Source organism: Nocardioides maradonensis (genome assembly GCF_054777115.1).
Window position 1 is genome coordinate 106,586 of the sequence record NZ_BAAHAZ010000004.1, and the last position, 11,521, is coordinate 118,106.

12 protein-coding genes are annotated in these 11,521 nt (G+C 71.1%); 10 read left to right on the forward strand and 2 right to left on the reverse strand.

The annotated features are described in order from the left end of the window. Nucleotides 1-117: 117 nt before the first annotated feature. Nucleotides 118-684, reverse strand: a complete 567-nt coding sequence (locus tag ACYVAQ_RS05715; RefSeq protein ID WP_460787520.1) for a serine O-acetyltransferase — start codon at nucleotides 682-684, stop codon at nucleotides 118-120. Between the two features lie 180 nt (nucleotides 685-864). Between ACYVAQ_RS05715 and ACYVAQ_RS05720 the strand changes: the two genes are divergently transcribed. The 10 genes from ACYVAQ_RS05720 to ACYVAQ_RS05765 all read left to right on the forward strand — a co-directional run bounded on the left by ACYVAQ_RS05720 (nucleotide 865) and on the right by ACYVAQ_RS05765 (nucleotide 10,003). After that, entirely contained in the window at nucleotides 865-1,110 is a 246-nt protein-coding gene (locus ACYVAQ_RS05720) for a phosphopantetheine-binding protein (RefSeq protein WP_460787521.1), read from the forward strand. Next, nucleotides 1,107-1,853 (forward strand): SDR family NAD(P)-dependent oxidoreductase, encoded by a 747-nt coding sequence (locus tag ACYVAQ_RS05725; RefSeq protein WP_460787522.1) that lies wholly within the window; start codon nucleotides 1,107-1,109, stop codon nucleotides 1,851-1,853. The genes ACYVAQ_RS05720 and ACYVAQ_RS05725 overlap by 4 nt, the downstream gene beginning before the upstream one ends. A 42-nt stretch (nucleotides 1,854-1,895) precedes the next feature. After that, nucleotides 1,896-2,729: an SAM-dependent methyltransferase gene (locus tag ACYVAQ_RS05730; protein ID WP_460787523.1), complete on the forward strand. Its 834-nt coding sequence runs from the start codon at nucleotides 1,896-1,898 to the stop codon at nucleotides 2,727-2,729. A 7-nt stretch (nucleotides 2,730-2,736) separates the two neighbouring features. Continuing rightward, complete coding sequence (locus tag ACYVAQ_RS05735) at nucleotides 2,737-4,002, forward strand: phthiocerol/phthiodiolone dimycocerosyl transferase family protein (RefSeq protein ID WP_460787524.1); 1,266 nt, start codon at nucleotides 2,737-2,739, stop codon at nucleotides 4,000-4,002. A gap of 11 nt (nucleotides 4,003-4,013) precedes the next feature. After that, nucleotides 4,014-5,372 carry a class I adenylate-forming enzyme family protein gene (locus ACYVAQ_RS05740; protein WP_460787525.1) on the forward strand — a complete coding sequence of 453 codons (1,359 nt, stop codon included), beginning with the start codon at nucleotides 4,014-4,016 and terminating at the stop codon, nucleotides 5,370-5,372. A gap of 30 nt (nucleotides 5,373-5,402) precedes the next feature. Beyond that, nucleotides 5,403-6,299 carry an FkbM family methyltransferase gene (locus ACYVAQ_RS05745; RefSeq protein ID WP_460787526.1) on the forward strand — a complete coding sequence of 299 codons (897 nt, stop codon included), beginning with the start codon at nucleotides 5,403-5,405 and terminating at the stop codon, nucleotides 6,297-6,299. Between the two features lie 10 nt (nucleotides 6,300-6,309). Continuing rightward, nucleotides 6,310-7,215, forward strand: a complete 906-nt coding sequence (locus tag ACYVAQ_RS05750) for a glycosyltransferase (RefSeq protein ID WP_460787527.1) — start codon at nucleotides 6,310-6,312, stop codon at nucleotides 7,213-7,215. Then, nucleotides 7,208-7,978 (forward strand): class I SAM-dependent methyltransferase, encoded by a 771-nt coding sequence (locus ACYVAQ_RS05755; RefSeq protein WP_460787529.1) that lies wholly within the window; start codon nucleotides 7,208-7,210, stop codon nucleotides 7,976-7,978. Before ACYVAQ_RS05750 ends, ACYVAQ_RS05755 begins: the two co-directional genes overlap by 8 nt. Nucleotides 7,979-8,052: 74 nt before the next feature. Beyond that, nucleotides 8,053-9,294, forward strand: a complete 1,242-nt coding sequence (locus ACYVAQ_RS05760; RefSeq protein WP_460787530.1) for a lipopolysaccharide biosynthesis protein — start codon at nucleotides 8,053-8,055, stop codon at nucleotides 9,292-9,294. Between the two features lie 46 nt (nucleotides 9,295-9,340). Further along, entirely contained in the window at nucleotides 9,341-10,003 is a 663-nt protein-coding gene (locus ACYVAQ_RS05765) for a hypothetical protein (protein ID WP_460787531.1), read from the forward strand. 432 nt (nucleotides 10,004-10,435) lie between these two features. Here the strand turns inward: ACYVAQ_RS05765 and ACYVAQ_RS05770 are convergent, their stop codons facing one another. Then, nucleotides 10,436-11,503 (reverse strand): putative sugar O-methyltransferase, encoded by a 1,068-nt coding sequence (locus ACYVAQ_RS05770; protein WP_460787532.1) that lies wholly within the window; start codon nucleotides 11,501-11,503, stop codon nucleotides 10,436-10,438. Nucleotides 11,504-11,521: the final 18 nt, after the last annotated feature.

Sequence of the window (11,521 nt, forward strand, 5' to 3'; positions counted from 1 at the left end):
CAGGTGCGGAAGGCCGGGGATCCCGGACACGGTACCTCCATGTTCAGCGCCGCTGGGGGCTGCGACGCGTGTGGTGCAGGACGATAACGGAACGCGTGCGACCGGTGGGTCAGGTGATCATTCCTGCGCGCCCATGAAGGGGCGCTCGAGCGTGCGAACGGGGACGGCGGGGATGCCGGACACGACCGTGAGGGGCGCGACGTCCCGGGTGACGACCGAGTTGGCGCCGATGACGGCACCGTCGCCGATGTGGCAGTCCTGCAGGATCATCGCGTTCGCGCCGATGAACACGTTGTCGCCGATGTAGGTGGGACGGCTCGGGTCCAGCGGCTCGGTCATGCGCATCGCACCGATGTTGGTGCCGCTGTTGACCCGCAGGTTGCGTCCGGCCCGTACGTCGGCGCCGATCGTGACGCCGGGCCCGTGCGCCAGCACGAAGCCCGGGCCGATCTGGGCCTTCGGGTGGATGTCCGCGCCGGCCCAGACGATGCCGAAGCCCTTGAGGAAGAACGCCAGCGGCCAGAACGGCGTACCGCGCAGCGACGAGCCGAGCCGGTAGGCGATCAGGGCGTGCGCCTGGGGCGACATCACGGTCTTCCCGACGAGGTAGATCCAGAACTTGAGGCCCGTGCGCCGCCCGGCATCGACGGAAGCGCGGAGGTCCTCCGAGAGCAGTTGAAGCATGCCGCGGATCCTACGGGCGCCCGGCGACGTGGGGATGACGTGGGGATGACGCGGGTGTCCGGGGAGGGATGCCCCCCGTCGGCAACCTGCGTTCGGTAAGGTCCGCCGGACGGTGACGGGACCGGCGAGCCGGCTCGTGCGGCACTGCTATCGTCCCGACGGATCCCTGGAGGAACTTGCATGAACGACGTACAGGACTCGGTCGTCAAGATCGTCGAGTCGCTGCTCGAGGCGGCGGACAAGGCTGGCGTCGCCGTCACCTCCGACACGGTGCTGCACGGTGAGGACGGCCTCGGCCTGGACTCCCTGCAGACCGCGGAGCTCTCGGCCACGCTCGAGGACGAGCTCGGGACGGACCCCTTCAGCGCGGGCGAGATGCCCGAGACCGTCGGCGACATCGTCGCGTTCTACGCCCGGTCCGCATGACCCTCGAGGCGGGGCAGCGCACGGTCGTCGTCACGGGCGGCAGCAAGGGCCTCGGCGAGGGGATCGTCCAGTCGTTCCTGGACTCCGGTGATCGGGTCGCCACGTGCGCGCGCTCCGAGACGGACGCCGTACGACGCTGGCGCGCGGACCCGGCGTACGCCGAGCGCTTCCTCTTCGTCACCGCGGACATCGCCGACCGCGCGCAGTCCACGGCCTTCGTCAAGGAGGTCGTCGGTCGCTGGGGCTCGGTCGACGTGCTGGTGAACAACGCCGGCGTGGCGCGCGACGGCATCATGGCGCTCTTCTCCGACGACGACACCGACACGGTGATCGACCTCAACCTCAAGGCGACGTTCCACATCACCAAGCAGGTGGTGCGCAACATGCTCGCCCACGGTGGCGGCCGGATCGTGAACATCTCCTCGATCACCGGCCTGACCGGCTACCGCGGCCTCGCCGTGTACGGCGCCTCGAAGGCCGGTCTCGACGGGTTCACCCGCGGTCTCGCCCGTGAGGTCGGGTCGCGGAAGATCACCGTGAACAGCATCGCGTCCGGCTACCTGCGCACGGAGATGAGCCACGGCCTCGACGAGGGCCAGCTCAACCAGATCGTCCGGCGTACGCCGGCCGGCCGACTCGGCGAGCCGGACGACATCGCCCGTGCGGTGCAGTTCCTCGTCGACGAGCGCAACGACTGGATCACCGGCCAGACCCTGGTCGTCGACGGTGGTCTGACCAGCTGATCGATCCCGCGTAGGGGCGTCACACACATCGGGAGTGAGCACGTGACCCAGCACTACACGCCGGCCGAGCACTACAACCGGGTGACGCGTGCCTGGGCGCTGCTCCTCGGTGCCGAGCTCCACTACGGCGTCTTCGAACGTCCCGACGAGCCGCTCGACGAGGCGACCCACCACCTGACCGAGCGGATGGCGGCGGGGGCTCGCTTCGAGCAGGGCGACACCGTCCTCGACATCGGCTGCGGAACGGGTGCGCAGGCACGCTGGAACGCGACAGAGCACGGCGTCGAGGTCCTCGGCATCACCACCAGCAGCGTCGGTGTCCAGGTCGCGACGGAGGCATCGGCGGCCGCGGGTCTCGCCGACCGGGTGCGCTTCGAGGAGCGGGACGGCACCGCGAACGGGCTGCCCGACTCGAGCTTCGACCGGGTCTGGATCCTGGAGTCCTCGCACCTGATGGACAACCGGGTGGCGCTGGTCGAGGAGGCCGCCCGGGTGCTCCGGCCGGGCGGGCGTCTGGTGTGGTGCGACCTCGTGCGCCACCGCGACATCCCGTTCGCCGAGCTGCGCGAGCGGCGCCACGAGTTCGCGACCCTCCGCGAGGGCTTCGGCAACGCGCGGATGGAACCCCTGGACAGCTACGTGTCGTGGTTCCAGCAGGCGGGCCTCGTCGTGGAGACCGCGGACGACCTCACCCAGGAGACCCTTCCGACGTTCGATGCCTGGCGGGCCAACGCCGAGAGGAACCGCTCCGACGTGGTCGAGCTGCTCGGCGAGCGCGGGCACGAGACGTTCGTGCGCAGCTGCGACATCCTCGAGGGCCTGTGGCGCGACGGGACCTTCGGATACGGCCTCGTCGCGGCGGTCAAACCGGCATGATCTGCGGGTGACTTCCCGTCGGCTCGGCGCCTCCGAGGCCTACTACTGGCTGCTCGACCACCTCTGGCCGGTGAACCTCCTGGCCGTCGTCGACGTCGACGCCCCCCTCGCCGACGTCGAGGCGGCGTGGGCCGCGACCGTGGCCGCCCTGCCCGTGCTGCGGGCGCGGATCGTCGGCACCGATGTCGGGGCGACGCTGTCCTTCGACGGCGGCGCGATCGCCGCTGAGGTCGGCGCGTCCGGTGCGGTCCTGGCGACGCTGGCGCGGTTCGCGACGGAGCGGATCGACCTCGCTCGCCAGGTGGCGCGCTGCTGCCTGCTGCCGCGACCCGGCGGGACGAGCGTGGTCGTGGCCGTGCACCACGCGGTGCTCGACGGTCGGGGGATGACCCAGGTGGCACAGGTGCTCGGCGCCGCCCTGGCAGGTGCGGAGGCCGGCGTACCGCTGCGTGCTGGCTCGGTGTCGCTGGAGGAGGCCACGTCGCACGTCGACGCGAAGGCACGCAGACGCGAGCTTCTCGGCGTCGCGCGCCGGATGCGCACCGAGGAGGAGTACGTCGACAACGCGGGCGTCCTCGCGTTCCACGACGCGGGCCGCGACGCGGAGCGCGACGTGGGGTTCGCACGCATCGGTCTCGACGCGGCCGCGACGGCGGGCCTCGTCGCGCGGGCCCGGTCGATCGGCGCGACGGTCCAGGGCCTCCTGAGCGTGGCCGTCCTGCGCGCGTGCGCCGAGCTCTCGCCGGCTACCGCCCCCGTGGCGCTCTCGACCGCGGTCGACCTGCGCACCGCGACCGGCGTGGCACCGGAGGCTCCCGTCGGTCAGGCCGGCTCGCTGATCGCCGGCTCCTACGACGTCGCCCTGCCGGACGACGACCTGGCCCGCGTAGTGTCCGCCGACGTACGCCGCCGGGTCCGTCGCGGTGAGGGCGAGCTGCTGTTCACGCTCACGAACGCGGACCACATGGCCGGCGGGCCGGCTGCTGACGACGTCGTCCGCCGCTGGATGTCCGGCGTGACGCCCGCCTTCTGCGTCAGCAACGTGGGCGTGGTCGACGCGCCGGCGTCGGCTGTCAGGGCGCTCGCGATCGGCCTCGCGCCGTCGCCCAACCAGGTCGCGTTCCTGCTCGCGGCCACCTACGACGGGGTGCTGAGTGCCCTGGTCGGCTTCGACCGGAGCCGCCTCTCCGTCGACGGCAGCGCCCTCGCCGCCGCGATCGAGGGCGGGCTCGTCGCGATGGCGACGCCGTCCGCGTCCCTCGCTGCCCGCTAGGCTCCACGCTCGTGATCGAGTTGCTTCGTCGCGTGGCCCTGCACGATCCCGACCGGCTCGCGATCCTGTCCGCGTCCGGACCGATGACCTACGGCGAGCTGTTCGAGGAGGCCGCCTCGTTGGCCGCCGGCCTGGAGGCCGAGGGCCTCGACCGCTTCGCGCTCGTCACCTACGACATCCCGCTGATCGTGGCTGTCCTCGCCGCCTCGTCCCTCGTCGGCGTCGAGGCGTGCGTGTACGCCCCCGACATCTCGCCGGCCGAGCTCGCGCGCCAGGCGGCCCCGCTGGACCACAAGGTGCTGCTGACGACGCGCGAGGACCTGGCGGACGCCGGTCTGGAGGTACGCCGCCCCGACGGCCTGCGGCGCGACCCGCTGCCCGCCGACGTCCTGCCCGAGCGGCGGCCCCTCCTGGTGCTCACCACCGGGACGACCGGGCTGCCGCGCGGGGTCCGTCACGACTGGGCGCGTCAGCTCTCCCGTGTCCCCGCGACGCCGCAGGGGGCCGGCCAGCGCTGGCTGCTCGTCTACGGGCCCAACCAGTTCGCCGGGCTGCAGGTGCTCATCCACGTCTTCGGAGCCGGAGCCACGCTCGTCGCACCTCCGGTGCGCCGCCCGCAGGCGGTGAAGGACGACATCTACGACCACGCGGTCAGCCACATCAGCGCGACGCCGACGTTCTGGCGGTTCCTCCTGGCCGAGCTGCGCGCTGACGGGCGTCCCGTGCCGTCGCTGCGTCAGATCACCCTCGGCGGGGAGGCGGCGCCGGCGTCGCTCCTCGACGAGCTCGAGGCGGCGTTCCCGGAGGCCCGGATCTCCCACGTCTACGCGGGTTCCGAGTTCGGGTCCACCGGCTCGGTCAGCGACCGACGCAACGGTCTCCCGGCGGCGCTGCTCGAGCGTGGCGAGGACGGGACGGTCAACCTCAAGGTCGAGGACGGTCAGCTGTTCGTGCGCTCGACCGCGGCGATGCTCGGGTACTACGGCGAGGACGACCTCCCGGCCAGCGACTGGTGGCCGACGGGCGATCTGGTCGAGATCGTGGACGGCCGGATCGAGTTCCGCGGCCGGGCATCCGACGTGATCAACGTCGGCGGGGTCAAGGTCCACCCGCTGCCGGTGGAGGAGCGCGTGACGCGCGTCCCGGGTGTGCGGGCGGCGCGGGTCTACGGGCGCAGCAACGCCTTGGTGGGCGCGGTGGTTGCTGTCGACGTCGTGCTCGAGCCTGGCGCCGACGAGGCCGAGGTGAAGCGTGACGTGAAGGCCGCGTGCGGCGATCTCGCGCGGCCGGCACAACCCCGGAGCGTCCGTGTCGTCGACGAGCTGGAAACCAAGGGCGGCAAGACCATCCGCGGCGTGGGCGACGACTAGACCGGTGGCGTGGACCACTAGCATCGGCGCGTGATCTCCCCCCGATCCGCTCTGGCCGCGGCCCGCCGGCGAACCGGATGGTTCATCCGCGATCGATTCCCCCGCCGTGTCGTCGTACGGGAGGTGCAGGGTGTGCGCCTCGCGCTGCCGTGGTCGCACCGGTTGCCCGACTACGCCGGTGAGGGCTCGCTGTACGGCCAGAACCTCGTCGAGCTGGCGAAGGCGCTGGCCGATCTCGCGCCGCCGCTGACGGTGCTCGACGTCGGCGCCAACATCGGCGACTCCACGCTGCAGATCCTCGACGCCGCCGACGGCAGGGTGCTCTGCGTCGAGGCGGACAAGTACTACCTGGAGTTCCTGCACCGCAACGTCGACGCCGACCAGCGGGTGACGGTCGTCGAGTCGCTGCTCGCCGTGGACGAGGCGGCTGCGCGCACGACCGCGGTGCGGTCCGGTGGAACCACCCGCTTCGTGGAGGCGGACTCCGCCGACGACCCGGACGCGATGCCGTCGATCACGCCCGCCCGGCTGCGCGAGGGCCAGCCGGCGTTCGCGGACCTGCGCCTGGTCAAGTCCGACACCGACGGGTACGACGTGGCGCTGGTCCCGGTCATCGCCGAGGCGTGGGCGGACTCGCGACCGGTCCTGTTCTTCGAGTACGACCCCTACCTGATCCGCATCGCCGGCTACGACCCGCTGGAGGTGTGGGACCGGCTCGCCGGCCTCGGTTACCGCCGGGCGGCCGTGTGGGACAACGGGGGCGCGCCCGTGGGCCGGATGACCGGCGACCAGGCCGCGGCGCGCAGCGTCGAGCTCGACGACTTCGATCCGCGTCGGCCCGGACGCCGCGCCTACTGGGACGTCGCGCTCGCCCACGACGACGACGCGGCCGGGCAGCAGGCACTCGACCGCGTCCTGCCCCGCTAGGGTGCGACGCGTGCGTGCCGGTGCCGTGTTCGTGCTGTACAGCCCGAACGAGGCGTACCTGGCGAACCTCGCGACGGCGGCCGCCGGGTGCCCCGACCTGGTCGCGGTGGACAACACGCCGGAGCCCGATCCGGCGCTGCACGCGCGGTTGCGGGAATCCGGCGTACGCGTCGTGGCGCAGCGCAACCAGGGCGGCCTCGCGGGGGCGCTCAACGTCGGAGCAGAGCTGCTCTTCGCCGACGGCGCCGACGTCGTCTTCTTCCTGGACCAGGACTCCGCGGTCGACGAGGACTTCTTCACCGCCATGCTCGACGTGTGCGCCACGATCCCCGGCGACTCGTTCCTGCTCGGTCCGCGGATCTACGAGACCACGATGGACGTGTACATGTCCGTCGCGCCTCCCGACGGCGGCGCGCCGGTGTCGGTCGCGGAGGTCACGGACGGGCTCCTCCCCGCCAGCATGGTCATCTCGTCCGGGTCGCTGATCACGGCGGCCGCGTGGCACACGTTGGGGCCGCTGCGCGAGGACTACTTCATCGAGTTCCTCGACGCCGAGTACGGCATGCGCGCCCACGCCCTCGGCGTGCCGGTCTACGTCACGCCGGCGGTCACGTTGCGGCAGACCTGGGCGAACACCAAGCGGCACGGCGGCGTGCACACCTCGCACGCCGACCCGCGCCGGCGCTACTACATGGTCCGCAACGGGCTCGACGCGAGCGCCCGGTACGACCTGCCGCGGCGCAGCTACCTGCGGCTCGCCGTGCGCGAGGCGCTCGCCGTCCTCGCGCTCGAGCGGGGCAAGGCCGGCAAGCTGGCCGCCATCGCCGCCGGTGTCGCCGACGGCTACCGTGGCCGCCTCGGTAGGTTCGAGGACCGTCAACCCCACCTGGCACGTCGATTGGGAAAGCATGACTGAGCCCGGCGCCACCACGTTCGCCCGCCTCCTGAGGGACCACATCGCCAACGGCGTGATCCGCCCCGACGACTCGGTGCTCGTCCAGTTCGCGGGCACGTTCGACGAGATGGTGTGCAAGGAGGTCGGTCTCACCAACGTCACGTTGGTCAACATCGCGCCCGACAGCCCTAGCAGCGCGATCGGCGGTACGGCGTTCGACGCCCACCGCATGCCGCAGGAGTCCGGCTCCTACGACCACGTGATGGGCCACTCCGGCCTGCACCACTGCTCGCGCCCGCACGAGGCCCTCCACGAGATGTACCGGATCGCCCGCAAGACGGTGCTGTTCGTGGAGAACCAGGACTCCGCCTTCATGCGCGCCGCGACCAAGGCCGGGGTCGTCGGCTGGTACGAGCTGGCCGCCGTCATCGCAGACGGCTACGACACCGGCGGCGTGGACGGCACCGGCGTACCCAACTTCGTGTACCGGTGGACCCGCCGCGACCTCTACAAGGCCGTGGCGGCGTTCGACCCGGCGTACGACATCCCCGTCGAGGTGCACACCGAGTGGAACCTCGGCACCGGCAGGGTCGCCTCCGAGGTGCTCAAGCGCAAGCTCAAGCTGAGTGACGCGAGTGCGGAGAAGGCGTTCACCAACGGCCAGAAGGTGCTCAACCGGCTGGCATCCCGCCAGGGCAACATCTTCGCCGCGACGATCCGCAAGGATCTCGCCACCCTGCACCCCTGGATGGCGTCGCCCGAGCGGATGCGTCGCGACGGGTGACCCGGCGGGACCGCGTGCCGCGCCGGCGGCTCGGCCGCCACTCGGCGCCGAGGCGGAGGCTGATTTCCGACCCGATGTTCGTCGTCGGCGGCGGGATGGCGAACCAGGCGCTGACCTTCATCTCGGGTCCGCTGATCGCCCGCATCCTCGGACCGACAGGTCGAGGTGAGGTCGTCAGTGTCCTCGCGGTGTCGCTCATCGCCTCCCAGGTCGTGCTGGCCAGCCTGCCCGGCGCGATCTCGCGCGCCGTGGCGGCATCGCACGCGCCGGCGCTCGACGCCGTCGGCTCCTACCTGCGCGGCTGGATCGCCTGGGCGGGGCTGTGCGCGTTCCTGGCGGCCATCGGCACCGCGGTCGTGCTGCGCGACTCCGGACACGTCCTGGCGCTCTCCGGGATGGCGTTCCTGCTGACCCTGGCAGGTGGTGTCACGTCGCTCCTGCGGGCGATGGCGTACGGCGAGCACGGCCTCCGACGGGCCATCTGGGCCGACCTCGCGTTCACGGCGGCGTACGTCGCGGTGGTGGCGGCCCTGTTCGTCTTCTCCGGCCCCACCTCGCCGCTGGTCACTCTCGTCGGGTACTGCGGTGCGCAGGTCTTCGGGTTGGTCATGATGCGACGAGCGCTGCAGCCGCTCGGCCACCGCCCGGAGGCGCGCGCGTCGCGCCAGGAGATCCACCGCTTCGCCCGTGCGTCCTACTTCAGCTCGCTCGGTGCGCTGGACCGGCTCGGGTTCGACTCGGTGATCGTCGGTCAGCTGCTCGGCGCCGCTGCCCTCGGTCTCTACTCGGTTGCCTCGTCGATCGGCACCCTGCCGGCCGTGATGGTCGGCCTGCTGGCGGCGCCGCTGCTGCCCAAGATGGTCGCGATCACGCCGCAGGCCGGCGCCGCCCTGATGCGCCGGTGGCTGCTGTACGTCCTCGGCATGTGCGCGCTCGTGGTGCCCGTGCTGTGGGTGCTCATCCCGCCGGCGCTGAGGATCTTCTTCGGCTCGGACTTCGTCGGTGCGGGCACCTGCGCCCGGCTGCTGCTCCTGGCGAACGCCGCGTTCGGTCTGCGGCTGGTCCTCGGTGCGGCGGCGCTGGCGCAGGACCGGGAGAAGGCGGTGTCGATGATCTCGCTGCTCGCGATGCCGACGATGCTCGGTGCGCTCGCCCTGGGCGCCCACTACGACGGCCTGACGGGCGCGGCTCTCGGGATGATTGCGGTGTCGGTGGCGACGTGCGCAGCGATCGGGCTGCTCGTCTCGTGGAACGGTGCGGGCGTCGTACGGCGTACCGACGTAGCTGCCGACGCTGCCGCACCGTCGGCATCATGAGGTCCGCGCCCCGGCGTCCCTGAGGCACTCTTATACGCTCCTGCTCGTGCGCAACTTGCTGACGACGATCGCGTTCCTCCTCCCGTTCCGGAACCTGAAGATCCGACTGCTCAACCGGCTCGGGCACGACATCCACCCCGGGGCGCACATCGGCGTCAACCTGGTGCGCAACGTGGAGCGCTTCGAGCTGGCCGAGGGCGCGATCATCGGCTCGTTCAACATCTTCGGTCGCATCAAGCGCGTCTCGCTGGAGCGCGACGCGTCCATCGCGTACTTCAACCTGGTCATGGTGGGGGTCAGCGGTGACGACGTCGAGCCCACCGACGACGCGGCGCTCGAGGAGCTGCGCGGATCACTGATCATGGGGGAGCGGGCGCGCATCATCAGCTTCCACATGCTCGACTGCAGCGGCGGCCTGATCATCCGGAAGAACGGCTGGCTCACCGGCTTCCGGAGCACCCTGCTCTCCCACGCCTTCGACCCGACGGGCGACGGTCTGATCATCGAGCCGATCGAGATCGAGGAGGGCGCCATCGTCGGTACGTCGTGCACCCTGCTCCCGGGCTCCGTCGTCGGCACGGGCGACGTGCTCGCGGCCGGCTCGACCCTGTGGACCCGCCAGAAGCTGGCGTCGGAGTGCCTGCACGGCGGAGTCCCGGCGCGCCGCCTCGGCCCGATCAAGATCTCCGACTGGGTGTACGAGGCGTAGGAGCTGCCCGATCCGGGTCCACGGTGCTCGTGGTCGACGACGGACATCGTGGCGACGATCGCGTCCGGATCCTCGTCGACGCGATGACGGACGCCGCCAACATCCGGCTCCCGTCAGGGTTCGTCGACGCGCTGCTCGCTGGGCTGGTCGCAAGCCAGGCGGCCGGACACCCGACGTGGGTCGCGTGCACTGAACTGATGGGCGGTGTCGCGGTTCCGTTGATCCACGAGCACTCGGGTGTGCCGTGCTCGGTCCTCCCGGTGCAGTCCGGCCTGTTGTTCGACGTGTCCGGTCAGGAACACCCTGTGGATCGTGAGGGAGTATGGCTCCGACGAACCGGAGGCGATCGCCCTCATCCGTCGCATCCTCAGGACCGGCGTGATCGTCGCGGCCGAACCGGGCCCCTTTGACAGGTAGTGGCCTTGCGTCCGGTCAGCGCTTCTTCTTGAACAGGTAGAACTCGTCGTGGAGGCCGACCATGTCGCACATCTCCTGGCTGGAGTAGATCTGCCGGTGGTCGGCCAGCTCGTAGCCCGCGCCCAGCACCGTCGGCATGAAGTCCTGCCGGCTCCCGTCGGCCTCGGTCGACAGCAGCACGCCCTGCGTGTTCGGAACGATGAGGACCCACTCGATGTCGCGCTTGCCGATCTGGTCGAACCACCACTTGATCGAGGCGTGCGTCTGCTCGGAGAACGAGTGCACGTTGACCGCGACGGTGTAGGAGTCGCGCAGCGTGTCGATCTCCGACAGCGGCACGACGCGCACGGCGTCGGAGAGGCCGCGGAACCTCGTGTAGTACTCGCACAGGAACGTCGAGATCGGTACGCCGTCGGTGCAGTCGTACGCCGCGATGTTGTCCAGGCCCTCGTCCATGCGGTGGGCGAGCCGCCCGTAGCCGGCGCCGATGTCGAGCACGGTGGCGTTCTCGATCGAGCCCAGCCCCATGTGCTCGTCGAGGTAGTTGATCTCGTTGATGCTGTCGAGCAGGTCGCGGCTCACGACGCGCTCCCCGAAGGAGAACGTGAAGGCCCCGAACAGCCCGTCCTCCTTGAGCTTCTTGAACAGCCCGAGCTTGTCGCGCGACTCGATGTCGGTCATCGCGATGTAGTTGCGGGTCTTGGCTTCACCGGTGAACAGCCGCAGCTGCCACACGTAGGCGTTGTCGCCGCGGAACCAGGCCAGCGACAGGTTCTTGGCGAGGAAGTCGTCGCTCCACTGGCTGGGGACCGCGGACGGGTAGTCGAGCGCGGCGTACGCCGCCCGCAGCTCGGTCAGGCGCGGGTTGTCGGCACGCAGCTCGGCCTCGGCGCCCGCGGGGAGCGGGACGTCGGAGTCGTGCCCCACCTCGAAGTGGCGGCGTCCCTCCGCGTCGATGCGGGTGATGAGGATGCCGCGGCGGGCGAGGCCCATGCGGACGCGACGCTGCACGGCGTCCATCACGAGAGCAGCGTTGGCGCGCTTGGCCTTGGCGATGAGGTTCTTCGACGTAGTGGGGGCCACGTGCGCAGACTGTACAAG

Bases quoted from the DNA above. Each gene is read 5' to 3' on its own strand.
- ACYVAQ_RS05715 (WP_460787520.1), bottom strand. From the start codon at position 684: ATGCTTCAACTGCTCTCGGAGGACCTCCGCGCTTCCGTCGATGCCGGG.
- ACYVAQ_RS05720 (WP_460787521.1), top strand. From the start codon at position 865: ATGAACGACGTACAGGACTCGGTCGTCAAGATCGTCGAGTCGCTGCTC.
- ACYVAQ_RS05725 (WP_460787522.1), top strand. From the start codon at position 1,107: ATGACCCTCGAGGCGGGGCAGCGCACGGTCGTCGTCACGGGCGGCAGC.
- ACYVAQ_RS05755 (WP_460787529.1), top strand. From the start codon at position 7,208: ATGACTGAGCCCGGCGCCACCACGTTCGCCCGCCTCCTGAGGGACCAC.
- ACYVAQ_RS05760 (WP_460787530.1), top strand. From the start codon at position 8,053: ATGTTCGTCGTCGGCGGCGGGATGGCGAACCAGGCGCTGACCTTCATC.